Below are 26872 nucleotides of genomic sequence, written 5' to 3'. Positions count from 1 at the left end.
ACGGTCCGGTCTGCGCCATTACGTCGGTTCTTCCGTTCTCGACCGCCCACATATCCACGGTACTAATCAGGCGATCGAAAGGAAATTGGGTGCCGACAGAAACCAGAATCACAGTACCGCCCCGAAGGAAGAAAGGTTGGGGTATTTTTCCACGAGATGAGGCCATTGCGTAAGCCACAGATCTGCATAGCGTCTGGCGAGCTTTCCCGATAGCGACATACGTTCTGAATTCGCCAGGCTGTCGATCCAGACGGTTCGCGCCCCTAGCACTTTGCCCACCTGAATTGCAACCAATCCGGGCGCCGCGCCCGTCGTCACGATCACGTCGGGACGAAATTTTGCAATTATCCAGATCATCTGGGCAAACAGCACCGCAAAGCTCGCAGGATGGCTCCGCGAGGCGTCGGTCACGACGGCCACAGGGGTCGCACCGGACGGAGCCTCGGCCCCCTCCATTGTGGTCACATACAGGGCCTTGTGTCCCTCGAAGGCGGGACTAAGGCGCGATAGTTGGACCCAATGCCCCCCGCCAGACGCAACCAGCATCAGTCGTTTTACGGCCATATACGTTTTCCCCACCGGGTTGCGCTGCCGAGCGCTTCCCCGGTCACACGAGCGATAAACACAGGTATCCCTAGCAAGTACCGACGCCACAGACGAAGGGGCTCATAGAGTAACCTAAACAACCACTCCAGGCTGAGTGCCCGCAGCACGGCCGGCGCGCGAGGAACCTCGCCCGAGACGAAGTCGAACAGTCCCCCAACGGCGAACGCGCGAGGGCATGCATAAGGGATGTGCTTGGCAATCCAGAGTTCCTGCCTTGGATTTCCAAGTCCTACCAGCACAAGATCAGGGTTTGATGATTTGATCCGTTCGACGATTTCGTCTTCCTCGCCCTGTTCATAATAACCATCCTGACACCCGACCACCGTGTGCTGAGGCCACAAAGTTGCAATGACCTCCGACGCCCGTTGGACGGAGGCCGGCCTAGATCCCACGAGGAATATCCGCAACCGGTGCGCCGTCTTGGAAAGAACCACCGGGATTAGATCCGTTCCATTCATGTTCGCAGGGAAAACCGTTCCTTTGAGGATCAAGCTAGCAAGATTCAATCCAACTCCGTCATTGAGGACGGTGAACTCCTTGAGGATGTCGAGAACGAACGGATCGGAGCGCGTATAATTGAACAGGTTGGCGTTCAGGAACGCGACCTTCATCGGCTGCTCAGCCATCATCGACGCGTCAAATCGCGCCACGAACTCCCCAACGTTCGAGGAAAGCACGCTGATGCCGCCGATGTCGACCAACTGTCCTACACGGTGGGGCATTAAATGGTTTCGCAAATAGTCATAAACAGCAAGGGCCTGTCCGGTCTCAATCTTGCTCGATACAGTTTTCGAGCATGCGGACGCAGGTGCTCCAGTCATAGTCGTTCAGGACTTTGTTTCTGGCGGTGTTTGCCTCGCCCCTTGTGACTTCCAAGTCGTGTTGACAAAGAATGTCAACAGTTGCCTGTACTGCGTTTTTCTGGGAGACGACCCGCCCACAATAATCTTGCGTCATCTTTCTCGCGCCGGGCAAATCTATGCAAATCGGATAGACACCCGCCGCAAGCGCCTCGAGAACGATCAAAGGGAATGAATCCAACACAGAGAGGTGGACCAGAAAATCGGCAGCCGCGAGCTTTTTCATGAGCGCTTCTTCTTCCATCGCGGGAAAAAGCGTAACATTCTCATCGAGGCCATACTTCGCGATCCGTTCGTTCAGCGCGATCCGCGTCTCGTTGTCGCAACCTCCGATGACTTCCGCAGAGAAAGCTACGTTACGTTGTTTCATCGCTGCGCAGACATCGAGAAATAGAAAGGTGCCCTTTTCTTGCGAAAGTCGGCCTGCATGGATCAGTTTGACATCCCGACTGCCTGCCCTACCCTCAACGACCAGTCCTCGTGTGCCGATCGAACGTGGCAGAAAAGTGTGAATGCGGCATCGTGGCACGCTCGTCGGCAATGCCAATTCCTGAAGCTGGATTTCGGACAAATAGGCAAATTTGCTGGAAAAACCGAGCAAGAAACGGCTCAACGCGCGAAGGGCGGCAATCCGAGTGGATTTCCAATTGGCCCCGAGATGCGGCGTCACCACGACCTTTAAACCCGCAGCCCTCGCGGCGAGCAGAAAAGCCAAATCAGCCAGGTTCACATATTGGAGCCATACCGCGCTCCAACCCTCGTTGTGCCGTCGCCAGAAGGTGAGCAGCGACCGCCAGACCTTGGGAGCAGTCCCGGGCCTCAGATAGGCGGTATTTGTCGGCAGCCAATCGATCTGGAGCCGCCCCTCCAGGTTCACCGCATCATGAGCACGATTGCAAAATGCCTCTACGCCACCTGGGCGCGCGGGAGTTCCTCCAAGAATAAGAACCTTCATCAACAAAGAACTCTCGAACAACATTCGACCACTGGTTTGCACCTATATGACACCTTGGCCAGTCGGTTTAATCCAAACCGGGAAAATAGAGACCGATGTGAACGGAAATATCTCCGTCGTTCCCGCCGAAGATGCCATTCCCGTGCCATGGTGCGCTAAAGCCAGGCGGAAACGGGGCCGAGAGTCTCTTTTTCTTTCTGACAGACCATGTTACGGATCAAGCCACTCAAATTCTTCGAGAATATGCGTGGCGCGGACTCGTAGCGGCTTTTGCAGGTGATCCGACGAGGCTTCGACACCTAGCCGACGGTTTGCCAAATGAACCACCAGTCGATCGTTTTTCTCCTCTCTCACTCGTCCGCGGGAGGCGTTCAGGAAATCTGGGCCAATCTGGCCGAAGGTTTTCGAATCCGCGGTTTCGACGTACGATTGATGGCGCTCTACCCCTATCGCGCGCAAGTCCGCGAGACCTCTCCTGATCTGCCTTGGCAATACGTCATCTCTCGTCGGCCGACAGCGATTGGCGCCCAGATCAAAATGCTGATGTCACTCGTGAGTCTGCTGCGCAAGAACGCGCCTGACATGATTTTCACGGCGATGCCGGCGGCCAATGTCCTCGCTCCGATCGCTGCAAGGCTCGCAGGCGCATCGACGCGAATAGTCATCTCGCATCATTCTCCCGTGAGCACCCACAGCCGGATCCTCAACAAAATCGACGGTTGGGTTGGATCGTGGCCGAATGTGCAGACGGTCGTGACAGTCTCGGACGCTGTCGGTGAATCGCTGCACGGCAAGCCGAACGCCTATGTGGCCAAGCGGCGGACCATCCACAACGCGCTCCCGCCGGAGATCGAGGCGCTGCTGACCACGCTTTCCGCCGAGCGCGAGCGCAAGGCGACGCACGGACGGCGCGTCGTGGCAACGGGGCGCCTGTTCCCACAAAAGAATTATCCCGTTCTGGTGCGCGCAGCCGTGCACATGCCGGACGTCAAGATCATCATCGTCGGCATCGGCCCCGAGGAGGCCATGCTGAAGGCGCTTGCTGCCGAGCTCGGCGTGACGGACCGCATCGATTTTGTCGGGCATCGCTCCCGGAAGGAAGCGCTCGAGCTGCTCTCGGAAGGCGATGTCTTCGTGCAGCCGAGCTGGTTTGAAGGACACAGCCTCGGATTGATCGAGGCTGCGAAGCTGCAATTGCCACTGGTTGTTTCCAACGTTCCCGTTCAGATCGAGGGCATCACCGCAACGGACGGTACGGCATGCGGCATCGCCGTCGATCCCAGCGACGACAAGGCGCTCGCCCGGGAGATCCTGCGGCTACTCGACGACCCGGCTCATTATTTGACGTGGACGGATCGCGCGCGCCACCTCGCAAACGCGATCACTTATGAAGGCATGATTTTAAAGTACGAGGAGTTAGTACATGACGATAGCACTCAGGGGAGTGAGACCGGCTGACGCCGCCGCGTCCAAGCCCAGAACGACAATTCTTTCGGTTCAAGTCATGCGCGGCCTCGCCGCGGTAGCAGTTGCGGTATTTCACGCACACGTCATTCTAGCGCGACCCGAATACGGCGGCTTCACGATCCTGCCGAGCATCGCCACCAAGGGCTGGCTCGGTGTGAATTTTTTCTTCGTGCTCAGCGGCTTCATCATCATGTTTGCGCACGTAAACGACGTTGGCCGGCCGGATCGCATCGCCAATTACGTCTGGAAGAGGTTTTCTCGAGTCTATCCGGTCTATTGGATATTCCTGATCTTCTTCCTGGCCGCCGCCTATCGCGGAATAGGTCACCCCAATTTCTCATGGGATAACGCCAACATTTTGACAGCGTTTGCGCTCGTCAAACTTTGCGATCAGTTCAGCCTTCCGCTCCAGGTCGCATGGACGCTGTTCTACGAGGTGACGTTCTATGCGGTGTTCATCGTGTTGCTGGTGAACCGCACGATCGGCATCGCCGTGCTGTCGGCATGGATGCTATGCGTCGCATTCAGCAGCCTGGTTCTCGGAAATGTCGAGTGGGGACTTCTGAACATCTGGAATGCCTATTTTGTGGTCGGCATGCTCATTTACCTGCTTTACCGGAAGATGGACGGGCGCTTGGCGATACCGTTTCTGATTAGCGGCACGCTGTTGCTGGTCGTGATGCTTCGCGGCTATATCAAGGAAATGGAGTACGCACAGACACATCCGTGGATGATGATCTCGATTGCGCTGCCGTTCGCGATGATCCTTCTGGGGTGCGTCTTGACGGAGCGGCGCTATGGCTGGAAGCCCCCGAGCGTGCTGCTTAATCTCGGAGACGCAACCTATGCCATCTATTTGGTACATTCTCCCACTATCACGATGATCGCATTGCTGAACACCAAGTTCGCAGCAGGAGTGCTACCGCCGATGGCTCTGTTTGCAATCACATGCGTGGGTTCCATTGCTGCCGGCGTTCTGGCCCATGTCTTTGTGGAACGTCCGGTTCTCGGGTTCCTGAAGAGCCTTGAACAGCGCGGCATCGGCACGAAGGTTGCAATCTTGGGCAGATGGCTGGGCGCAACGGCCGTCCAGTCCGCTCGAGGCCTCGCGCAGAGCCGCTATGCGCCGGTACGCGGACATCATGCCGGACTTGGAACCTCGGGCATATCCCGTACCGACGTGATTAAGCCGGCGTGATAGGAGTGGAATGTTGACGCCAGAAGTTTCCGCCGGAAGTGGCCAACCGCCTCGGCCGGCAAAGAAGGCGCTCCAGTCCGTGCAGGTCATGCGTGGACTGGCGGCCGTCGCCGTCGCCATCTACCACACGCACCTGATCCTGGCCCAGCCCGAGGACGGCGGCGTCAGTGTATTCAGTGGCGTGGCTTCGAAGGGCTGGCTGGGCGTCAACTTCTTCTTCGTTCTGAGCGGCTTCATCATCATGTTTGCTCACGTCAAGGACGTGGGTAAACCCGCCAGACTCGGAAACTATCTTTGGAAGAGATTTGTGCGGGTTTATCCAGTTTACTGGATATTCCTCACCTTGTTTTTGATCGCCGCATACCGCGGCATCGGGCACCCCAATTTTTCGTGGAATACGGAAAACCTGCTTTCGGCCTACGCTCTTGTCAAACTCGCCGAGCCACTGAGCCTGCCGCTCCAGGTGGCATGGACGCTCTTCTATGAAATGGCGTTTTATGCCGTTTTCTGCACCCTGATCCTGAACAGGCTCCTGGGCATTTTCGTTATTGCTGCCTGGGCCGTTTCGATTCTGGTCAACAGTCTCGTTTTTGGTCACGAGCCGGGATTGCTCCAGATGTGGAACGACATGTGGTGCGCCTATTTTCTCATCGGCGTCTGCACGTATTTCGCTTTTACCGTCGTCGACGAACGATGGGGTGTCGCACTGCTGGCCCTGGGTCTGGCGCTCCTGGTCCTGACCGCATCGGCCCTTGCCAGCGGCCGGATCGGAGTGACCCAGAAGGATCCGCTCGTCCTGCTGGCGCTCGCGGTGCCCTTCGCGCTGATCCTGCTGGGCGGCGCCTTGGGCGAACGGCAGCACAACTGGAGCTTTTCACCGATATTGCTCAAGATCGGCGACGCGACCTATTCCATTTATCTTGTACACTCACCCGTCATCACAGTGGTCGCGCTGCTCAATGCTCGCCTTGCGTCACATCTTATACCGCCAATTCCCCTCTTCCTGTCGACAGCAATCATCGCAGTTGTCGCCGGCGTACTCGCCCACATTTTCGTCGAGAAGCCGGTGCTTCGTGCTCTGCGGGACCTCCGCGCTGGTCGTCGCGCCGTGAGCCAGGCCGCAGAGTAGAATCATGAGCGCTAAGACAAAATACTTTCCCGGCATCGACGGGCTGCGGGCCGTCGCGGTCCTGTCGGTCCTACTCTATCACCTGCGCGACAGCTTTCTGCCGGGCGGATATTTTGGCGTAGACATTTTCTTCGTCATCTCGGGCTTCGTTGTCACCGGATCGGTCGCCGGTGCGCGGTTCGACAACCTGTTCCAGTTCCAGGGGCATTTCTATGCGCGGCGCATCGTGCGCATCATGCCGGCGCTGGTGTTCTGCCTCGTGGTCACCGCCGTTGTCGGAACGCTGTTCATTCCCTCGTCATGGCTGAGCAACATGCTGGCGAAGACGGGCCTCGCGGCCTTCTTTGGCGGCAGCAACATCATTCTGGCGCTCAACAACGACGAGTATTTCTCACCCAGAGCGGCCTTTAACCCCTTCGTGCACACATGGTCGCTCGGCGTCGAGGAGCAGTTCTATCTCCTGTTTCCGATCCTGATCTATTTCTTCCATCACGAGCGGCCGGGCGCCAAGACAACACGCGCCGTCGCGGTCATTTCGGCTCTTTCAATCCTCTCGTTCGCGTTGTGCGGATTGCTGACCTGGTATCGCTGGGAGTACGCATTCTATCTTATCCCGGCGCGATTCTGGGAACTGGGCGCCGGCGTCGTGCTGTATTTGTCGATCAACGCATGGGCCCCCCACGTCACGGCTCTGAGCCCGCAGAAGTACAACCTCGGATTCGTGACCGGATTGCTGCTGGTCGCGGCTTCCTTCGCAATTCCCGCGACGATCTTCTCTCCGTTCCCTGCGGCCCTCGTTCCCGTTGCAGGCACAGCCTGCCTGATTGCGTTCATCGTGGCGCAACCCGAGCGTGCCCTTGCGAACGTTTTTGCGAAACCGGCTCCCGTCTTCATCGGAAAGATCTCCTATTCACTCTATCTCTGGCACTGGCCGACCTTCGTCGTGTTTCGCTGGACGGTCGGCCTGGACCAGATCCAGACCTGCCTTGCGGCAGTCGCCATCGCATTCCTGCTGGCGATCGCCTCCTATGTGATCATTGAACAGCCCGCACGGGGCTTTCAGTGGCAAAGGCGCCTGTCCGTCGCGAAATTCATCCCTGCGTCGCTTGCCGTCGTTCTGATGATCTCGGGCGCAACAGCCGCTGTTTTCAAATACAAATCGAACCTGACGCTCAGCGTCACCGGCAATACCGACGTCTGGTATCCGCTGGCCCGCAAGAGCGCGGTCTCTGCAAAAGGCTGTAAGATCGTGCGATCTGACGTTGTGGAGGGAGGCGTTCCGCTGACGGTTTGGAAACCAACCCAGTGTCAGGGAGCGCTTGCGAACGGCACGGTGTATGTCGTCGGCGACTCCCATGCGAGCGCCTACACGACAATGGTACGTCAGTTCGCGCTCGATACCGGGACCACCGTCAAGGTCTACTCTCACGAGGGTTGCGCCTTCATTCCGCTGGACCGGCCGATTGCCGAGCACGACAGCAATTGCCGGAAAGCTCATCAGGAAATAGCGCAGTATCTCAGGGACACCGTCAAACCGCACGACATCGTTTTCCTTCCGAGCCTGCGCCTCCCCGGTTCGGCAATCAGTGGGGCGATGTTGATGGTGAGAGCAAGGCATCCAGCCCGGCTGCTTCGAACCAGGCGGCCGTCGTGGCGGAAGCGATACAGCTTCTCGCTCCGATGACTCAGTTCGGCGTGCGCGTCGAATTCGAGGCGCCCAAACCATTATTCCGGAGTCCTCCGTTTCGTTGTTCCGATTGGTTCAATCGGGGCAATGCCGTTTGCGCCCCCGGCTTCAGCATGAGCCGCGACGATCTCGAGAGGCTGCGGACACCGGTTCTGGCCGCGATGACCGAGCTCGCCGCCAAGAATTCCAAGATATCTATCTGGGACCCCTTCCCGGTACTTTGTCCTGATCAGACTTGCACACCGTTCCGCGACGGAAAGCCGCTATTCTTCGATGCTGATCATCTCAGCGGTTTCGGCAACGACTTGTTGTATGGAAACTTCTCCAAGAACACGCTTGCCCTGATGGGCTCTACCCAGAGCGCCAACGCAGAACCCTCAAAGTAGAAAGCATCAGTGCGCTGCTGGCTCCCAGCGTCGCGTTCGAGACGGAGCATCGCTGATATTGATCGTTGCCTCGATCGTCGTTTCTCCCTGAACGCGAAGCGCACTCCCCTTCACCAGCAACCGGAAGGTGTCGGACTCGTTCGACGAGCCGGCGATGTAGCGGAACGACGGACCGTTGATCGCGATGCGGCCAAACTTCGGCTGATTCAAGACGAGAACTTGATCAATCAGAAGGGTGGACCAACGGAGCCCCTGCACGCACTCCTCGCCCTGGCGGAGATCGATGTTCCAGTTTACAATTTCCGAGCGAAGCCGGATTGGTTCTGGTCGAAGAATGCACGTTCCGCCGGCCCGCGCGGGCGTCTGGCAGGCAGCTATCAGGAACGTGATGACCGGAAAGGCGATGCGGATGGAGTAGCTGGGCATGGTAAGGACCACTCCGTGGATCTTCCAAAGGGGCGCATAAACTGTAGTGGCAACCATATTGGCGCCGACATTGCACCGCAACAAACATCCCGGTAATATCGAGTAGAGCCGCTTGCCTAACGCAACATGGTTACGACGATCAGGCGGCCTTTGCCTTAAGTATTGCTGATTCACACGCCAACCGACGTCCGGCAGGAATGACCATTCAATCCGAACGAAGCGCTTCGATTGCTCTTCACCGCAGACCTGCGCCGCCTTCTGTGCCCGTCGCCAGCCTGACGATGTACGCATTGCTCGGCTTGATGGTGGCCGGCCCGTACCTGACGCTGAAGACCCTGCCCTACACAGGTGAAGGAAGCGTTCTCAGGCAATTCGCCTTCACGGGTGTCTATATCGCGGCGATGACTGCAGCGCGTGTTGCGGCCAATCCCCGCGGCCTCTTCCCGCTCCCGTTAAGCCTCGGAGTCACGCTGCTGTGGTTCTGGCTGAGCCTCACTTGGGCGGTCGATCCCGACATCGCCATGCGCCGTCTCCTGCTGACGACGATGATCGTGCTCACCGTGTTCAGCATGGTGGACATTTTGGGTTATGCGAGGACTATTCTCATCTTCCGCGAGATGATGATCGTGATCCTCGCGATCAATTTCCTGTCCGTCGTTCTGTTGCCGTCGGTCGGCATCCACCAGCAGCTGGATGTCGAGGGATTTGGCCTCGATCCCGAACTGGTTGGAAACTGGAAGGGAGTTCTGACGCAGAAGAACTTCGCCGGCGCCGTCTGCGCGCTTACCATTTCCGTATTTCTGTTTGACGCTCGTTCGATCAAGACCTGGATTCGCTGGGCGGTCATCCTCGGCAGCGCGTTTTTCCTGTACAAGACGCATGCAAAGACGTCGATCGGCATGATCGCATTGTCCTTGTCGGCCGGATGGGTGTTCCAGGCCTACAATCCGAGATTTCGACCGCTGCTCCTTCCGGCCCTGCTGGGTACGATTCTGGTGATCGTTGGTGCGACGATCGCTTATTGGAGCGACATCCAGGCGATATTCAGCCGACCGGACGCATTTACCGGACGCGTGCATATCTGGTCGACGCTGCTGTCCTATTGGAAGGACCATTGGCTCCTCGGCTCGGGCTACGGATCGTTCTGGAATATCGGCGGCAACAAAAGCCCTCTGTACCATTACGTCAGAGAGACGGACTGGGTCGCCCTCGTCGCGATCGGACACAACGGCTACATCGACCTGCTCTGTCAGACCGGGCTTCCGGGGCTCGTCCTGGTGATCTTGTCGACCGTCATCATTCCGCTCGCGAACCTGGGCTCCGGATCGATCCCCCGCAGTCAGCGTGGGCTACTGGCATCCTTCCTGATCTTCTGCATCGGACACAATCTCACGGAAACGAGCGTGCTGGATCGTGACTCCATCGTCGGAATCCTCCTGATGTTCACAATCGCATTGATTTTGGCGTCTGCACGCTCGGCGCAATCCGCGCCCACGGGCGGCGTGCCCAGCCTGCATGGTTGACTGACTCTTGAACGAGGACAGCAAACAGAACTCCGGCCTTGAAAAGGCGTTTCGGTACGGCCTGGCAGCGATCGGACCGATCGCAACTGCGGGCAGCCAGTTCGTTCTTTCGCTGCAGCTTCTGCACTTCCTCGACATAAAGTCGTTCGGCAGCTTCGCCTTCCTGCTGGTCACCTCCCAGTTCAGCAGCGGGGTCTGGAGCGCATTGTTCTGCGCACCGCTTCCCGTCCTGGTCACTCAAGGATCCGCCGAGCAGCGGCAAACGATGCTGCGCTGCCTTTTCGCGACCAACCTCGTGCTCGCCACGGCGGCGTTCTTCGTCTTCTGGGCCTTGGGAGAGGCGCTTGGCGTAGCCCATGGCGCGGCCGCGCTGTTCGCGGGATACGGCGCTTTCGCGCTGCTGCGCTGGTTTGGCCGGGCCTATGCCTACGTCACCGGACATCAGATCAGGGCAACCATGTCCGATCTGCTGTACAGCCTCGCACTGCTCGCAGGACTCGCGACCATCTACCTTACGAAATCCTCCGACCTTTATCTACCGAACGCAGCGCTGATGGCGAGCGCCATACTGAGTCTGCTTCCCTTCGGAGGCTCCTATCTCCTGCAGCAATTCGTCAGACTTTCCTTCCGCGACATTCCTCGCTATCGGCAAGTTTGGCGCCGGCATTCGAGCTGGTCGCTGACCGGCGTGGTGACCACAGAGGCGACAGCCAACGCCCACGCCTACATTGTCACCTTCTTTCTTGGCCCGACTGCGTTCGCGCCCTTGTCGGCGAGCGCGTTGCTGATCCGTCCGATCAGCGTCGTCATGAACGCGCTGACCGACTTCGAACGTCCGCAGATGGCGCGCCAGCTCGACGCCGGCAATTTCGGCGGCGCGCTGCATTCCCAGCGCACATTCCGTATCGCCATGATCGGAATTTGGGCTTTGACCGTGCTGGCCGCGACCGCTCTCATCATATTCGCTCCGCGCCTGATCTTTCCCGAGAGATATGCGATCAACTACCTGGCCGTTGCGGCCGCGTTGTGGATGGCAGTTGCTGGAATGCGATCGCTGCGAACCGCCGACAGCGTTCTGCTTCAGGCGGGCGGCGTGTTTCGCGAGCTTGCCTATGCCAGCATGATTTCGTCGGGGGTTTCGGTACTGGCAGTCATCGCACTGCTCGTCTGGGGCGGCCCGCTCTGGTCCATTGCAGGAATTCTGGTTGGCGAGGCCGTCTATGCAGCCTGGATCTGGCGCGAGGCGGCGCGCTGGCGGCATCGCCAGTCGGCCGCCGGCTCTGATGGCGCCGGGCCGACCGCAGCTTCGCCGGAAGCCGCGCGAGCGCAACCACGCGAGCGCGTCGACGAGGAGCAGGCTTCATGAAGGTCTCGGTTGGCATCAAGGCCCTGAATGAGGAAAGCCACATCGCCGCATCTCTAGGGAGCGCCGTTGAAGCCGTTCGACCTTTCGGCGGCGAGGTCATCCTCGCCGACAGTTGCTCGACTGACCGCACGATCGAGATCGCAAGACAGTTTCCCGTGAAGATCTATCAGCTCGCAACGCCTTCGGAGCGCTCCTGCGGCACCGGCGCACAGCTCGCCTTCCAGCATGCCGAAGGTGACTATTTCTACCTGCTGGACGGAGACATGGTGCTCGACCCCGCATTCCTCCCGGCCGGAATCTCGTTTCTTGAATCCAATTCCGGGTTCGCCGCGGTAGGTGGCCGCGTTCGCGAGGTCAACACCGATACCGAGGAGTACAGGATCCGCGCCAACACGGTGCAGGCTGAGGCCAACTGGCGGCCGGGTACGGTCGATCGATTGGATTGCGGTGGCCTTTACCGCATGTCCGCGCTCAAGGAGCTCGGCTACTTCGCCGACCGCAATCTTCACGCCTTCGAAGAATTCGAGCTCGGCGCACGACTACGCGAACGGGGCTGGCAACTTGCCCGAATCGACGTTCCGGCCGTCGATCACCACGGTCATACGACCGGAAGCTTCAAGCTGCTGTGGCGACGGTTGAAGTCCGGCTACGCCGCGGCGCATGGCGAGGTCCTTCGCGGCGCGATCGGCAGGCCGCATCTGTCCCTGGTCGTCCGGCACCTCAGTCATATCAGGAACAGCGTTGCCGTGATCGCCTGGTGGGCCGCGTTGATCGTACTCGGCTTCCTGTATCCGCTAACGGCCCTGACCCTCCTCGCTCTGCCCTTGCTGCTGCTGGTTGTGCGCAGAAAGTCGCTTCGGCTAGGTCTCTATTCCTTCACGATGTGGAACACTTATGCCTGGGGGCTTCTTACCGGGCTGTTCAGCTCCCGCAAGCCACCTGAACGGAAGATCGATTCGGTCGAGCTCGCCGCTCAACTTCCCGAGAGGATGCAGGCCTCACATCGCCAATGACAACGCACTTCTTACGCTTGCAGATGATTTCCAGCAGAGTAACTCGATGAACCGCATCTCGGTGATTGCACCGCATTTCCAGGAGTACTCGCTGCTTTTCGCCAACGCGCTGTCGCGTCATGGTCCCGTCAGGCTGTTCATCGATCTGAAGCGACTGAAGAGCGAGTTCAGCGGCCGCCAGATGCCTGTCGCCGCCAATGTCACCATACAGCATGTCGGGCTCAATTCTATCCTCGATGTATTCCGAATTTTTTCGGGATGCTTCAATCGCGCCCTAACGAACTCTTCGTTCAAGAAGCTTCCGGCCTGCTCAAGTCGATCATCTGCGCCTGCGTGGTCACCGTCGCCCGGCCGTTCTGCAAGATTGTTCTAACCGTACACGATCCGGTGCCGCATTCGGGACGCGATGCGGCGATCGCTGGCCGGCTCGATCGCTTTCGTCGCTATGTTCGCGGGCGGGCTCACGTCATTCTGGTTCACGGACGACATTGCTACGACGAGTATGTCGCGAACCACAATTTTCCAGGACAGAAGGTGCACATCATCGAACATGGCGTCATCCTGTCCGACGGGGACGCTACCGAAACCCCTGCCGCTCCGTTCAGCGTACTGTTCTTTGGCCGCATGGAGGAATACAAGGGCGTGGATGTGCTGTGCGAGGCGACCGAGATCCTGAAGGACGAGAACATCGACTTCAGGCTCCGTATCGCCGGACGCGGACCCGAGATCGATCGCTTCCAGCAACGCTACGAGCGCATTCCGGGCGTCGAGGTGCTCAACACGTTCGTTCCGGCAAAGGGGCTGGTCGAATCGATCGTGGATGCCGATTGCGTCGTCCTGCCGTATTTGAGCGCGACGCAGAGCGGAGTTCTCGCAGGGGCCTTCGCCAACGGCCGCTTCGTGATTGCAAGTCGGGTTGGCGGTATTCCGGACATCGTCACGCACATGGAGGACGGCATTCTCGTGCCGCCGAACGATCCTCGCGCACTGGCGGACGCCCTGAAGCTTGCCGCATCCGACAGGGAACTTCGGCAGCGTTTGAAGGCGGGAGCGCGCCACACCACCGACACACGGCTTCGCTGGGACCGGATCGTCGACAACCTGCGCTCGGTCTGTTGATGTCGTCGTCCGAAGTCCGGTACCGGCCCGACATCGACGGCCTGCGGGCCGTCGCCGTCGTTGGGGTGCTGATTTTTCACGTTGCCCAATCGTTTCTTCGCGGAGGCTATGTTGGCGTCGACGTCTTTTTCGTGATTTCCGGCTACTTGATCAGCTCGAACATCCTTGCGCAGGCTGAGCAGCGAAAGTTCAGCATCGCACGATTCTACGAGCACCGGCTGCGACGGATATTTCCGGCCTATGCCGTCGTGCTGGCTTTCACCACGGCGGCCGTCGTCTGGAAATTCGTCCCGAGCGAGATCAACGCCTATGCGAAGGCGCTTGGAGCAGCGATCGCATCCGTCACGAATATCTACTTCTGGGCCACATCGGACTATTTCGCGGTCGCAGCTGAAGAGCTGCCCCTGCTGCACACGTGGTCGCTTGCCGTCGAGGAGCAGTTCTATCTTCTGTTTCCGTTTCTAGTTGTTGCCATCCATCGATGGTTTCCCGGACGGCACGCCGTGGCCGTGCTCGCGATCTTCCTTGTCTCATTGGCCGTAAGCATATGGGGCGCGTATGCTGCTCCGATCGCCACCTTCTATCTTCTTCCGACGCGCGCCTGGGAGCTCCTTCTGGGGACGTTGCTTGCGCTCAAGATCGGACCATTGCCGCGAACCGAACTGGAGAGAAACCTGACGGCGGGCGCTGGGCTCGCGCTGATCGCACTCCCCATGATTCTCTATTGGCCGTACACGCGCTTTCCGGGACTGGCGGCCGTTCCCCTTGTCTGGGCGCCGCCCTCATCATGCTGGCTGGCGAGACCGGCGGCAGCCTGGTCGGACGGCTGTTGTCGATGCGCCCTGTCGTGTTCGTGGGGCTGATATCATATTCGCTCTATCTCTGGCACTGGCCTCTTATGGTGCTTCAACGCACCGACTTCCTGCTGGTGCATAGCGATTCCCGCCTCGTAACGCGCGGAGCTGTCTTCGTCGCATCGTTTGTCTGCGCGTTTCTGTCCTGGTGGATCGTCGAGCGGACGACGCGAAATCGCCGGCTCGTGTCTTCCAAAACCATCGTCCTGGGTTCCATTGTCGCAGCGTTGGCACTGCTGCTCGCCGCCGGCGTGCTGGCCTATACCGGCGGCTTCCAGCAACGTTTTTCGCCCGAAGCTTTGGCGGTCGCTCGATATCTCGACTACGATGAAAAGAAGCAGTTTCGCGAAGGCAGCTGTTTTCTCGACCGCGAGACGCCATTTCAGCGCTTCGACCAGACTGCCTGCCTGCCGGACATTCCGGGCCGACCGAACTATCTCCTGATCGGCGACAGTCACGCGGCCGCCCTCTCCTCCGGACTGCGTCAGGCTTTTCCCGACGCGAATGTCCTTCAGCTCTCGGGCGTCGGCTGTCCGCCGACGATCGCACTTCAGCCTGCTGCGAGCGAGGCATGCAGCGGACTGAACCGTCTTGCTTTCGAAGAAATCCCGAAGACGCGCAAGATCACCAAGGCCTGGCTGGTGGCGCGATGGAACGTCGGACGCCTCGGCCAAGGGCCCGGCTGGAACAAGGATTGGCTGGCGGATTTGCAGCAGACAGTGGAAGAGCTGCGGCGGCATGGAATCGAGTCCATCGTGATCGGTCCGATGCCCGAATATGGGTCGCGCTTGCCGAGGTTGCTGGCGAAGTCCATCGAGACCCACGACCCCGGGCTTGCATCACGTTCCCTGACGACGGATTCGCTCGCTCTGGATCGCCAGATGGCCGACTTCACCCGCAAGCATGGGATCGACTACGTATCTCTTGCTGGAGCCATTTGTTCCGGCCTCGATAAAAGCTGCATGACCTACGCAGCCCCGGGCGTGCCGCTACTGTTCGACAGCGACCATGTCACGGACACCGGAGCAGCGCTGATCGCGGAGAAAATCTCGCCGCAGCTTCGGTGATTGCAAATAATCATCAGTGCCCTGCCCGCGCTGCTCCTAACGCACCTCGAACAGCATCTCACGGATGCGATCCGTAATGTTACGGAAATCGAAATCAGAACCAGCCCGGCTCACTCGTAAATTCTTCACCTCGTTCGATGAAACGTGAAGCAGCTCATCGAAAGAAAGCGCAGTTCGACAGCGGACTCACTGCTCAATTTTTCGGCGGGCAGCGCACGCGCCTTCGTGTCGCGGTTCTCAATCGTCTCATTCAAACGAACGAGACAGTTGCGGAACACATTTACGATCAGTTGATCCATCTACCCGCGAAAATCTCCATTTCCGGGAAAGCACGCGGCATTATTTGCACTCACACCAACGAAAGACGGAATCGCATACTATTCGCGCGACAATTTCGTGACAAAATGTTTCCATTCGCGGATCGTGTCTGAGCAAGAGCGTGCTCATTATTTGCGCCCGCAAGAACCGCCAGCGCCAAACTCTGAACAGATTATTGACCGAAGTAGCGCCTACCAAGGTTGAGCGCGACGATTCATATTTGGACTATTTGTTGTAAATCTTGAGGGTCACACCAAGCTGAAATTTGCAAATGAGTGGCTTTTTGCGCCGAGTAATTCAAGGAGAGGCGCATGGCTACCTACGTTACTGCGAACGGATTGGTGCTTCCTATCTCTCAAACGCCAGACAACTGGCCCGCAGGCACGACAGCTTCGGAAACTCAGATTGGCACTTCCGGGAATGATCAGTTCCAGGGTGCAGGCGGCGATGTTCTGATCGGCGGAGCCGGCGACGATACGTATTTTCTCTGGGATTCGGCATCCTCGATCACCGAGCAGGCTGACCAAGGGATCGACACCGTCTACTCTGAATATTGGGGTGCGGTGACCCTCGGTGACAATGTGGAAAACCTGCTCTTGATGTCCGACGGCTCGACTTCGGCGACAGGCAACGCATTGAACAACATCATCGTGGCCGGCGCGATCGGCGCAACGCTCAACGGCGGGGGCGGCGATGATGTTCTGATCGGCGGCGTAGGAGCCGATATCTTCAAGGTCACGGCGGGCAACGGCTCGGATGCGATCGTGAATTTCAAGCCGAGTAGCGACGTCGTCAAACTGACCGGCTACGGCATATCGAGCTTCGATCAATTGATGTCGCTCGGAACCCAGAATGGTTCCGACGTTCAGTTCACCTTCGCCAATGGCGAGAAGCTGGTCCTGCGCGACGTGAACCTTTCCGATCTGACCGCCTACGACTTCGGCCTCCCCGCTGCAGTCTCGGCGATACAGCCCGGTTATAGCCAGTTGGTCGGATCCGGCGAGATCGCCGTCGCGAACGGCTGGGTGGTCTTCAACAATGTGTGGAATCCGGGAAACCTCGGATCCACCGACTATTCGATCACCGGCTCGTACAAGGCTTCCGACCTCACCGATCACACGACGTTCACTTGGTCGTTTCCACTCGTTACGGAGGCCATCTCCACCGTTCGCGCCTATCCCGAAATCAGCTTCGGTCCGAATCCGCTCAGCGATGTTCAGACCCCCGCACCCGGCGCCGCCTTCCCCGTCCAGTTGAGCGCCTTGTCGGGTCTCACCGCCAGTTTCGACCTCTCCTATCAGGGAAACATGGATGGCTTTGACGTCGCCTTCGACGTCTGGCTGACCAGCGTACCCAATGGTGGAGCATCGACCATCACAAACGAAATAATGGTCTGGCTGCACAAGGGAGACGTCAAGCCGTACGGCGATCTGATCGGCACCTATCAGGACGGCACCATCTCCGCCAAGATATATCACGGCGACAACAATGGCCGCCCCTACACCGCCGTCGTCCTCGATACCGACTTGCCCGCGGGCAGCATCGACTTCAGTGGAATACTGAACAAGCTCCAAAGCCTCGGCATTGTATCCTCCAGCGAATATCTGGCGTCGATCGAACTTGGTGCCGAGGTGGTTTCCGGAGCGGGCTCGCTGACCATCAACGATCTCAATTTCGCCGTCAAAACCAAAGACGCGCTCGGTGCCGTAACGTCGACCACGATTACCGGCACCGACGTATCGAGCACCGTGACGATACCTGGCACGACCTCGGTGCCGGTTATCGGCTCATTCTCACCCGACACCAATGTAGTCGGGGACGGCCTCACCAGCGCCAACAAGATCACATTGAACGGCGGCGCAGCGGTCGTCGGCAGCACCATCGTGATCTATGATGGCGGCACCAAGATAGGAACAGCGATCACAGGGGCCGATAATTCCTGGTCATTCACGACGTCGACGCTGTCGGATGGTACGCACGTTTTCACGAGCAAGATGATCGACTCCGCCGGCAATGCCAGCGCTTCCTCGGCGGCGCTGAACGTGACGGTCGACACGACCGTGCCAAATGCGCCGACCTTTCTTTCGATTACTCCGGACAGCAACATCGCTGGCGACGGCATCACCAACGCCAATCAGATCACCCTGCACGGCGCGGCCGCCGCCGGTATCACCGTGGAAATATACGAGAGCGGCAACCTGATCGGTACCGCCGTGACCGGCAGCGACGGTCTGTGGTCCTTCGCGACGGCGACTCTGTCGGACGGCAAGTACAGCTTCAGCAGCAAGGCGATCGACGCCGCGGGCAATGCAAGCACGGCTTCCGCCTCATTCGGCGTGACAATCGATACCGTCGCACCAAACAAGCCCGCGTTCTCCGGAACCGCACCCGACGGACATGTCGTGGTCAATGGGGCCACCAACGCCAATCATATCACGCTGAACGGAGCCGCGCTGCCAAACAGCACGATCAAGATCTTCGACGGCAGCACGCAGATCGGAACCGCTTCCGTCGACGGAAACGGTATCTGGACTTTTGTGACAGCAGCACTGGCCGACGGCAATCACACGCTCACCGCCAAGACCATGGACGCTGCGGGCAATCTCAGCGCGGCTTCGACGGCTCTGGCCATCACGGTGGACACCGTCGCGCCCGATGCACCCGTCCTGCTGTCATTCTCCCCCGATAGCAATATCGCCGGCGACGGTATCACCAACGCAAACCACATCACGCTAAACGGCGCAGCAGCGGTCGGCAGCACCATCAAGATCTACGATGGGGGTACCCTGATCGGTACGGCCGTCGCCAACAGCAGCGGGCTCTGGTCATATGCGACCGCCACGCTGTCGGACGGCACTCATGCCTTCACGAGCCGGGTGATCGATGCGGGCGGCAATCTCAGCGCGGCATCCTCTGCCATGAAAGTGACGATCGATACGGTGGCGCCGAACAAGCCCGGCTTCTCCGCATTCGTTCCCGATGGCCATCTCGTCACCGGTGGTGCTGTCAACGCCAACCACATCACACTGAACGGCGGCGCCGCGGCCAACACCACCATTAAGATTTTCGACGGAACCACGCAGATCGGAACTGCATCGGTCGATAGCAGCGGCGTGTGGTCCTTTACCACCGCCGCGCTGGCCGACGGCAGTCACACGCTCACCGCCAAAACCATGGATGCGGCCGGCAATCTCAGCGCGGCATCGACTGCCCTGAGTATCACGGTGGATACCGTTGCGCCCGCTGCACCCGCCCTGCAGTCGTTCTCTCCCGACAGCAATATCGTCGGCGACGGCATCACGAGTGCAAACCAGATTACGCTGAATGGCGCGGCAGCGCCCGGCGCGACCATTAAGATCTACGACGGCAGTATTCTGATCGGCACCGCCGTCGCGAACGGTAGCGGGCTCTGGTCATACGCGACGGCCGCGCTGTCGGACGGAACGCACACCTTCACCAGCAAGGCAGTCGATACGGCTGGCAATTACAGCACCGCGTCCTCGGCCTTGAAGGTTACCGTCGACACGGTGGCTCCCAACAAGCCGGGTTTCTCCGCCTTTGCGCCCGACGGCCACCTGATCACCAGCGGGGACACCAATGCCAACCACCTCACGCTCAATGGGGGCGCTGCGGCCAATAGCACTGTCAAGATTTACGACGGCGCAACGCAGATCGGCACGGCATCGGTCGATGGCAACGGTGTATGGTCGTTCACAACCGCGGCATTGACCGACGGCAGTCACACGCTCACCGCCAAGGCCATGGATGCAGCCGGCAACCTCAGCGCAGCCACGACGGCGCTGAACGTCGCGGTCGATACCGTGGCGCCCGATGCACCGGCCGTGTTGTCGTTCTCTCCTGACAGCAATGTCGTCGGCGACGGCATCACGAATGCCAGCAAGATCACGCTGGCGGGCGCGGCGGCAGCCGGCCTGACTGTCAAGATCTATGACGGCACCACGCAGATCGGCAGCACGACCGCAGGAAGCGACGGCACTTGGTCCTTTGCCACCGCGGCACTGTCCGACGGCAACCACAGCTTCACGAGCAAGGCGATAGACACGGCCGGCAATGTCAGTGCGGTCTCCTCTGCCCTGAAGGTAACCGTCGACACGGTCGCGCCAAATGCACCCAACTTCACGGCCTATGACGCAAGCGGTCATGCGATGAGCAATAGTGCGTCAACCAGCGTCGATCAGTTCACCCTGAAGGGCGGTGCTGCGGCCAATATGACGATCGAGATATTCGATGGCTCGACCCGGATCGGCACGACGACGACCAACAGCAGCGGCGCCTGGTCGTTTACGACCGCCGCCCTCGCCGACGGCAATCACGTGATTACCGGCGATGCAGTGGACGCCGCCGGCAATCACAGCGCAGTGTCGGCCGCGCTGAACCTGACGGTCTGGCATGACCTGGTGGTCTAGACGACCACGCGAACCGATGGGGCGGTCCAGGCTGCTGGAACAGCCTGACTGCCGATAAGCCCAGCCGGAGGCAATTCCGCCGATAGAGGACACGTCCGGCCAAGGGAAGGTCTTGGCTTGGCGCGTCGTACCGCCACTCCGGGCAGCTCCGCCGCCTCAGGCTGAGCTTCCGAAACCGGAGCAGTTTTTCTCGCTGATACCGAATCCCGCACGCCTGAAAGACGACGAAATCGCGCGCACCGCGCATATCACCGTCCGCCAAGAGCGCGCTCGTCGGCCGCACGGTTCGAATCTCGCAGCGAGCGCTGAGCATGGACCTTGCCCTCCGTCGATCAACCCGGACGACCGAGCACGGTCAAACCGTGCTCGGTCCCCGCGATTTAGTTGGTGTTCAGGGCGGTGCCGTTCTTGAGGTTAAGCCTCAGGATATGGGCGTTGTTGGCCGTGACGATGGTATCGTCGGCCGTGGCGACCACAGTTCGGACGAACTGCAGGAATTTCGCCGTTTCCACCGTCGCTGCGTTGGCCGCGAAGAGCACGTCCTTGTCGCGCATGTCGAATTTGGTCGCGAGGAAATATCCGGCCGGATCGCGGAAGTCCACGTTGTAGACAACCGGGACGAGAGGTCCGACGTACTTCGAACCGTCAACACCAAGACGCTCGGCGAGCTCGCGCGGTTCACGGCGGTAGACATAGACGCCGGCCGGCTCGGCCTGCGCGTCGAGCAGACCGCCCGCCTTGGCCATCGCCTGTGCCATGGTGATTTTCCACATATCGAACGGGAATTGTCCCTGCTGGCCCGAGGCACCGAAAGCCAGGAACACCTGAGGCTCGCGGTAGACATAGATCGAGTCGCCAGGATGCACCCACACATTGTTCAGAGGCGAGAACACCACCGAACCAAATGGCACGGTCGCACGTCTGCCGTTTCGCTCGAGTGTGACCCACGTTTCCCAGCCTGGCCCCTTCGGACCACCTGCGCGTGTGATCGCATCCAGAACACGCTCGCCCGCGGCATTCGCCGGGAAGCGGTTCGGCTGATTGACCTCGCCCAGAACGCTGATCAGAGACGTATTCTGAGTGATCAGCGCCACCACAACCTGCGGTTCGATGGCACGATTTCCGATCGACTTGACGATATCCTGCTGCACCTCGGCCGGCGTACGGCCGACCGCGCGCACCGCGCCGGCATAGGGCACGGTGATGTTGCCGGCGGAATCGACATTCTGGTTCGGCAGCGACACGAAGTTACCGGGGCGCACGCCCGCCTCGGCTGGGATAAACAAGCCGCCCGCAGCCGCTTCGAAAATAGTCACGGACACGACGTCGCCGATGCCGAACTTGATGCTGTCAGGCCGCCTCTTGTCGGGGAACGATCCCGCCAAAGCGCCTGGGCCGTATTCCTGAAGGATGCCGACAACTTCCGGCGTCAACTTCACCACGGCATAGCGAGGACCGGAGCTGGTCTGTTCCGACTTGACCTGGAAATCTTGGGGACCAGAACTCGGCATAATCGAGCAACCTGCGCAAAGCAGCAGGAGACCCGCTAGCGCGGCGCGCTGAAAATACTCAAACTTCAAGCTTACCATCCCCAATTGACGATGCACGATTGTGGGAAAACCGTAGCTGAGTCAATCAGTCTCGAGATCTTCGCGCCATTTTGCGAAGCATGTTGCGCGCCCGCTACACGCCGGCGGCTACATGACAAAATAAAAGGCATCGGCCACCGCATGCGGTGGCCGATGCCTTTTCAATTGTGAACGTACGTTAGTAAACGTTCCGGTTATGAAGGACCTCGAAGCACGTCATTATGATGATCTTGATATCCAGGGTTAGCGTCCAATTATTGATGTACCAGATGTCGCAATCGACTCTGCCCTTCATCTGCTCGACCTTGGCCGTCTCACCTCGATATCCCCTGACTTGGGCCCACCCCGTGATTCCGGGCTTCACATGATGCCGGAACGCATACTCGGAAAGCAGGTCACCGTAGTGATCGTCGTGCGCAAGAGCGTGGGGACGCGGGCCGACAAGCGACATATCGCCCAAAAGCACGTTCAAGAGCTGGGGAATCTCGTCAATGCTGGACCGACGAAGAACTTTGCCGACCCGCGTCACGCGCGGATCGAACCGCTGCGCCTGGGTGACCACTGCACCATCCTCCATGACGGTCATGGAGCGGAACTTGAAGATCGAGAACTGCTTTGCATTGAAACCGTTTCTCTTCTGACGGAAGAAAACCGGCCCCGGCGAGTCGAGCTTGACGGCCACCGCGGTGAGAATCATCAGCGGAGCCAGAATGAGCAGGCCGATGCTGGCTCCGATGACGTCCACGACGCGCTTGGCGAACTGCTCCCATTGCGAGAGAGGCCCTCTCTGAACTTCGACGGACAGAGACTTCCCCAAACGGTAGGACGGGTTCGAAGCGACAGAGCGGATGCGCCGGTCCGGCAAGAGACGAACGGGTAATGGAGAGACCCTGAGGCGATCCCGGATCAACTCCAGCTTGCGCGTATCATTCCAAGGCAGAGCCAGCACGATTTCATCGACCCCGCGATCGCGCGCTATCGACAGCGCATTTTCCAGGGCGCTCTCCTCGTCCTCGGTCATCGAAAAACCGCCGACGCCTTCAGAGGACAACGTCACACGATCAACCTCGGCAAGGCCGAAACGCTCGAGCAGCTCATCCTGCCCCAATGCAGCAAGTTCAGAACGCGTGCCGAGCAGCACCGTCGCCCGACCTTGGACGCGCCCCTCGCTGACAGCGCTCAGCACCAGCCGCTTGGAGAAACGACGAGAGACGATCAGCAGGCAAAATGCGAGCGTTCCATAGCACAGCACCGACCCGCGCGAGAAAGATGCCCCCACCTTCATCAGGAAGGCGAGTTGAGACAGCAGAAGAATGACGAGCGACCACTGCAGGAAGATCCGGGCAGCATCCTTGCGCCTCGAGAAGACCGCTCGCAGATCGTAGAAGCCGCTGGAATGTCCCAGCAACACATAGATCAGCGCAGACATGATGCCGGCGCCTAACAACTGCTCCGGGCTCTTGAAATCACCGTTCGCGGCAATCTGATATAGAGCGCCTCCAGCAACGCTGGAGAACGCGATCACCGCTGCATCCACGGACATCAGCAGGTACTGGAGCGCTGCGTAGGGGAATTTCCGCCCTAACGCCGGCAAGAGCCAGGATCCGTTCTTGGGCGTTTCATGGATTTGCGAACCACGAAGACCTTTGTCCGGCACAACCAAGGCGTCGGTGATCGACTCCTGAGGTACCATGAATCACCTCGTATGTTCGGCAAAGCAACAAACTTAATGGGTACTAAAATACGATCTCGCACTGCATTACAATAAATTTGCGCATCGCAACAGATCAAATTTTATGGCAGCTAATGCCAAAGAATTAATCATGTCGTCAAGACGAAATGCGCGCAATTTGCAATGACAAGGCAGCGACAATGCAATGCAGAATTGTTCTCCTCGCGATATTCATTGTTTGGTTGGTCCAAGCGAACATAGCCGCCGCTCAAGATTGTCCAAATTGCGGCAATCCGCTTGCGCAACCCCAATTCAGCGAGAGCACCACCCTCACGGACGGATGGCGGCTGGTGAAGAGCCGCGATCCGAGCGGAGGAGGAGAAATCGTCTCGGTCATGCACGCCGTCGATACCGCGAAGTCCGACGTTGGACTTGCGGGCATGAGCCTGCGATGTGGCGCAATCGGCCCCGAAGTGATCCTGATTTTACTGGATCGCGTTCAATCGACGGGACGCCTCTCGGTGACCCTGAAGACCGGTTCGATAAATACACAATTCGAGGCATCGGTGCTGCAGGACGGACGCGCGATCCTGCTGCCCCTCGCTGTAACGGCCGTCTCGAACGCCGCCAAAAGAGGCACCGCCGAGGTTTCCATAACCGTCAACACGCGACCTCAGACGATTAACGGAATCGTACCGCTTGCCGGTCTGTTGAGTGCTTTGAATTCACTATCTATACACTGTTCAGGAAAGTAGCGACGCCGCGACGCGCGATTCGACGGAGGTCTGAAGGGGAATTCACCGTCTCTTAAGTGGCAGAAAAGAAGGTGCAATCGGGGAGCTTGCTCATGTTTGCGATTGCCATCTTCTTGTTTCTGGTCTGCGCGGTGTTGGCGTGGAGCTTTCGGGTCTGGATACTCATTCCGATCTCTGGACTCGCTGTAACCACGCAGTTGATCTCTGATCTGATCGGAGGAGCAAGCATCGGAACGATGCTGGGGTCTGCGTTCGTCATGGCGTTCGTCCCGCAACTCGGCTTTGTGCTGGGCTTGTTTACGCGCTACCTCCTGTTCGCCATGCGCGCGCCCTTGCCCTCTGGACATCCGCAGAGCACGATCGCAAAACTTTACAAGCAGAACTCCGATTCATACAGTGTGGCCAAAGTACGTCGTGGCTCCGACACCCTGTAGGCTGCTCCACTGAGCGATAGTTCACGGCATACGCTGCAGATCGGCGAACACCACTGCAGTCGATGTGTCGCCCGCGAGAGGTTGGCAGGATTGTCGGCACCACTGATCTGCTTGATTCTGCTGATAACCGCGACGCCTGCCTTTGCGATAAGCAATCAAGCTCTCGGCAGGGATATCAGCCTGACCGCCGCTGCGATCATTCTGCTCCTGGTCGCGCGCGAAACGCCGGAAAAACTCAGCTTCGTCTTACAGCGGCTGAAAGTGTTCTGGCTTGCGGCCGCCGTGCCCCTGGCGTGGCTGGCGTTTCAACTCCTTCCCCTTCCCGAGGGATCGCTGACCAACTCCTTATGGTCGGCTGCATCGACGGCACTGGCCGAGCATTGGACCAGCGGGCACGTTACGATAGACATCGACGCCACGTTTCGCAGCATGATCTCCTATCTCGGCGTGCTGGCGCTGACGATTGCCGCGGCCGTCATCGGGCGCGATCGTGCCCACGCCAAAGATCTTCTGACCGCCCTCAGTGTCGGATCGACCCTCACAGCGATCCTGCTATTGATCGCTCGGTCCAATCCCAATATCGGACTGCCGACGCCGGACAGCACCGGCGGAAACGCCATGACCGCGATCACCGCAATGGCGATCATCGCGAACGGCTGCATCCTCGTCATGACCACGGGTCAGACTGACGCCGGCTGGTCGTTCGACCGCCTGGGATTTACCGCGTTCGCCGCCTTTGGAATCGCGATTTCATTCGTCGCGCTGAAGGCCGCCGGGTGCTTCGCCCTGTCGGCTGCGACGCTGGCCGGAATCGCCGTCCAAGGCTTTGTCGTGCTTGTACGTCGCTTGAAACTTCGGTCCTGGCAGGCCTTTTCGCTATTTCTGGTGCTGGCTGCTCTCGCGACCAGTGTCGTGGCCGCCCGAAATCCGAGCCTGATCGATTTTGCAGACCGCGCTCGACCGGAAGACCTTGCAGACGTTCAAAGAGCCCTTTCCGAGGCCCCATGGCCTGGCTCGGGAGCCGGCACATTCGGCTATGTCATGCAGATGTACCGAAGCTTCGGCCTGCCGCCCATGTTGATCGCACCCTCAACAGTCATCGCGGTCTCGGCGGAATGGGGGCGCGCCGCATTGTGGCTCATGACCGCCTCGGTGACATTGCTCTGCCTTGCGCTGTTCTGGGCGACCTTGCGACGGTCCCGCGACACCCATTTTCCCCTGTTCGCCGCAACAGTCCTGCTCGTGACGCTATGCCAAGCCTTCCTCGACCCGAGCCTTCGGAGCAGCGTCGTTCAGACGACCATCGCCATAGCGATCGGGCTTGGCTTGTCCCAAAAAGTGGGCGAAGGCCGCCGTTCCGGCGCGGACTGATCCTAGACCCTGCGGTCCGCTATCGTCGTCCACAGTTTGCTGCTGTTTGGCAATTGCATGCGGACCCATCGATAGGGGGCCCGAGACCACGGCCTGACCTGCGCGTTGAGATTGTCAAGGACAACGTCGCCCTCGTTGGTTCGGACCACCAGCACGAGGTGATGTTCGCCGCTGGGCACGACCACTTCGCTCAGCAACAGCACCCGGGCCGGCCAGCCACGCTTCAGCAACTCATGGCGCTTGGTGACCGCATAGTCGTTGCAATCACCCCGCGCCGGATTGAGAACCCAGGCTTCCTCGGCCTCGTTGTCGAGCCGAGCCGCGACGATGTCGCGATTGACCGCTTCGTTGACCTGCTTCAGATCCTTGAGCCGTTCAGGCGTGAGCTGGACCGGACCTCCGCGAAACAGGGGCCGCTTGCGGCATTCCGCCTCGTACCGGTGGCAAAAGCGGTTGAAAGCCATGGGGGGCAATGCGGGCGCATCGAATTTGATGCGCTGGATCAGGGGCCGCAAGCCCATACTTGATCCCAGCAGGCCTGCGGCCGCAGGTGCTACTGCAAGGCCCCAAGTGGCGATTGCAACAGCCAGGCTTGCCGATATTCTGCGCATGTCTTTGCTCCCCGCTTTCGGGAGAAGCTAAGCCGGAGA

Annotated in this window: 24 protein-coding genes; 16 read left to right on the top strand and 8 right to left on the bottom strand. The window is 59.3% G+C overall.

Annotated features, from left to right (window positions below; translation table 11 throughout):
- Positions 1-108 precede the first annotated feature (108 nt).
- The 3 genes from ACQ86E_RS21295 to ACQ86E_RS21285 form a co-directional block, all read right to left on the bottom strand.
- A complete protein-coding gene (locus ACQ86E_RS21295; RefSeq protein ID WP_008140397.1) occupies positions 109-564 on the bottom strand; it encodes a glucuronosyltransferase in 456 nt (151 codons plus the stop codon).
- Positions 555-1307, bottom strand: coding sequence for a WecB/TagA/CpsF family glycosyltransferase (locus ACQ86E_RS21290; protein WP_431201654.1), 753 nt, complete (start codon positions 1305-1307; stop codon positions 555-557). Before ACQ86E_RS21290 ends, ACQ86E_RS21295 begins: the two co-directional genes overlap by 10 nt.
- Positions 1308-1374: 67 nt before the next feature.
- Positions 1375-2421, bottom strand: a complete 1047-nt coding sequence (locus ACQ86E_RS21285; protein ID WP_431201653.1) for a glycosyltransferase family 4 protein — start codon at positions 2419-2421, stop codon at positions 1375-1377.
- Between the two features lie 318 nt (positions 2422-2739).
- Here ACQ86E_RS21285 and ACQ86E_RS21280 point away from each other — a divergent pair, with 318 nt between their 5' ends.
- From ACQ86E_RS21280 to ACQ86E_RS21260, 5 genes are read left to right on the top strand one after another with little or no spacing between them, the layout of a single operon-like run.
- Positions 2740-3879 (top strand): glycosyltransferase, encoded by a 1140-nt coding sequence (locus tag ACQ86E_RS21280; protein WP_431201652.1) that lies wholly within the window; start codon positions 2740-2742, stop codon positions 3877-3879.
- On the top strand, positions 3845-5086 hold the full coding sequence (locus ACQ86E_RS21275) for an acyltransferase family protein (RefSeq protein WP_431201651.1): 1242 nt from the start codon (positions 3845-3847) through the stop codon (positions 5084-5086). Before ACQ86E_RS21280 ends, ACQ86E_RS21275 begins: the two co-directional genes overlap by 35 nt.
- Before the next feature lie 10 nt (positions 5087-5096).
- Complete coding sequence (locus ACQ86E_RS21270; RefSeq protein ID WP_431201650.1) at positions 5097-6215, top strand: acyltransferase family protein; 1119 nt, start codon at positions 5097-5099, stop codon at positions 6213-6215.
- Between the two features lie 4 nt (positions 6216-6219).
- A complete protein-coding gene (locus ACQ86E_RS21265; protein ID WP_431201649.1) occupies positions 6220-7899 on the top strand; it encodes an acyltransferase family protein in 1680 nt (559 codons plus the stop codon).
- Positions 7866-8288 carry an SGNH hydrolase domain-containing protein gene (locus ACQ86E_RS21260; protein ID WP_431201648.1) on the top strand — a complete coding sequence of 141 codons (423 nt, stop codon included), beginning with the start codon at positions 7866-7868 and terminating at the stop codon, positions 8286-8288. Before ACQ86E_RS21265 ends, ACQ86E_RS21260 begins: the two co-directional genes overlap by 34 nt.
- A gap of 6 nt (positions 8289-8294) precedes the next feature.
- Here ACQ86E_RS21260 and ACQ86E_RS21255 read toward each other — a convergent pair whose 3' ends face one another.
- The gene (locus tag ACQ86E_RS21255; RefSeq protein ID WP_431201647.1) at positions 8295-8714 is read right to left on the bottom strand and encodes a hypothetical protein; all 420 of its coding nucleotides are present in this window, start codon (positions 8712-8714) and stop codon (positions 8295-8297) included.
- Positions 8715-8911: 197 nt separating this feature from the next.
- On the opposite strand from ACQ86E_RS21255, the gene ACQ86E_RS21250 reads away from it, so the two are divergent.
- The 7 genes from ACQ86E_RS21250 to ACQ86E_RS21220 are packed head-to-tail and all read left to right on the top strand — an operon-like array spanning position 8912 to position 15656.
- Entirely contained in the window at positions 8912-10237 is a 1326-nt protein-coding gene (locus ACQ86E_RS21250; RefSeq protein ID WP_431201646.1) for an O-antigen ligase family protein, read from the top strand.
- 7 nt (positions 10238-10244) lie between these two features.
- Entirely contained in the window at positions 10245-11603 is a 1359-nt protein-coding gene (locus tag ACQ86E_RS21245) for a lipopolysaccharide biosynthesis protein (protein WP_431201645.1), read from the top strand.
- Entirely contained in the window at positions 11600-12616 is a 1017-nt protein-coding gene (locus ACQ86E_RS21240; protein ID WP_431201644.1) for a glycosyltransferase family 2 protein, read from the top strand. The genes ACQ86E_RS21245 and ACQ86E_RS21240 overlap by 4 nt, the downstream gene beginning before the upstream one ends.
- Before the next feature lie 46 nt (positions 12617-12662).
- The gene (locus ACQ86E_RS21235; RefSeq protein WP_431201643.1) at positions 12663-12989 is read left to right on the top strand and encodes a hypothetical protein; all 327 of its coding nucleotides are present in this window, start codon (positions 12663-12665) and stop codon (positions 12987-12989) included.
- 14 nt (positions 12990-13003) lie between these two features.
- Entirely contained in the window at positions 13004-13735 is a 732-nt protein-coding gene (locus tag ACQ86E_RS21230) for a glycosyltransferase family 4 protein (protein WP_431201642.1), read from the top strand.
- The gene (locus ACQ86E_RS21225) at positions 13735-14598 is read left to right on the top strand and encodes an acyltransferase family protein (RefSeq protein ID WP_431201641.1); all 864 of its coding nucleotides are present in this window, start codon (positions 13735-13737) and stop codon (positions 14596-14598) included. The genes ACQ86E_RS21230 and ACQ86E_RS21225 overlap by 1 nt, the downstream gene beginning before the upstream one ends.
- Positions 14523-15656, top strand: coding sequence for an acyltransferase family protein (locus ACQ86E_RS21220; protein ID WP_431201640.1), 1134 nt, complete (start codon positions 14523-14525; stop codon positions 15654-15656). Before ACQ86E_RS21225 ends, ACQ86E_RS21220 begins: the two co-directional genes overlap by 76 nt.
- A 125-nt stretch (positions 15657-15781) precedes the next feature.
- Here the strand turns inward: ACQ86E_RS21220 and ACQ86E_RS21215 are convergent, their stop codons facing one another.
- Positions 15782-15955 carry a hypothetical protein gene (locus tag ACQ86E_RS21215; RefSeq protein WP_431201639.1) on the bottom strand — a complete coding sequence of 58 codons (174 nt, stop codon included), beginning with the start codon at positions 15953-15955 and terminating at the stop codon, positions 15782-15784.
- A 330-nt stretch (positions 15956-16285) separates the two neighbouring features.
- Here ACQ86E_RS21215 and ACQ86E_RS21210 point away from each other — a divergent pair, with 330 nt between their 5' ends.
- Entirely contained in the window at positions 16286-20401 is a 4116-nt protein-coding gene (locus ACQ86E_RS21210) for an Ig-like domain-containing protein (protein ID WP_431201638.1), read from the top strand.
- Between the two features lie 380 nt (positions 20402-20781).
- On the opposite strand, the gene ACQ86E_RS21205 is transcribed toward ACQ86E_RS21210, so the two are convergent.
- Positions 20782-21990 carry a polysaccharide biosynthesis/export family protein gene (locus ACQ86E_RS21205; protein ID WP_431201637.1) on the bottom strand — a complete coding sequence of 403 codons (1209 nt, stop codon included), beginning with the start codon at positions 21988-21990 and terminating at the stop codon, positions 20782-20784.
- Positions 21991-22168: 178 nt separating this feature from the next.
- A complete protein-coding gene (locus ACQ86E_RS21200) occupies positions 22169-23683 on the bottom strand; it encodes an undecaprenyl-phosphate glucose phosphotransferase (RefSeq protein ID WP_431201636.1) in 1515 nt (504 codons plus the stop codon).
- 329 nt (positions 23684-24012) lie between these two features.
- Here ACQ86E_RS21200 and ACQ86E_RS21195 point away from each other — a divergent pair, with 329 nt between their 5' ends.
- From ACQ86E_RS21195 to ACQ86E_RS21185, 3 genes are all read left to right on the top strand, one after another.
- Positions 24013-24417: a hypothetical protein gene (locus ACQ86E_RS21195; protein WP_431201635.1), complete on the top strand. Its 405-nt coding sequence runs from the start codon at positions 24013-24015 to the stop codon at positions 24415-24417.
- Between the two features lie 92 nt (positions 24418-24509).
- Positions 24510-24851, top strand: coding sequence for a hypothetical protein (locus tag ACQ86E_RS21190; RefSeq protein WP_431201634.1), 342 nt, complete (start codon positions 24510-24512; stop codon positions 24849-24851).
- A 90-nt stretch (positions 24852-24941) separates the two neighbouring features.
- Entirely contained in the window at positions 24942-26222 is a 1281-nt protein-coding gene (locus ACQ86E_RS21185) for a hypothetical protein (RefSeq protein WP_431201633.1), read from the top strand.
- Positions 26223-26224: 2 nt separating this feature from the next.
- On the opposite strand, the gene ACQ86E_RS21180 is transcribed toward ACQ86E_RS21185, so the two are convergent.
- Positions 26225-26833 carry a transglutaminase-like cysteine peptidase gene (locus ACQ86E_RS21180; protein WP_431201632.1) on the bottom strand — a complete coding sequence of 203 codons (609 nt, stop codon included), beginning with the start codon at positions 26831-26833 and terminating at the stop codon, positions 26225-26227.
- Between the last annotated feature and the right edge of the window lie 39 nt (positions 26834-26872).

Origin of the sequence: Bradyrhizobium betae (genome assembly GCF_050632175.1) — a bacterium.
GTDB lineage: Bacteria > Pseudomonadota > Alphaproteobacteria > Rhizobiales > Xanthobacteraceae > Bradyrhizobium > Bradyrhizobium betae_B.
This window is presented reverse-complemented; position numbering and strand designations above follow the sequence as displayed.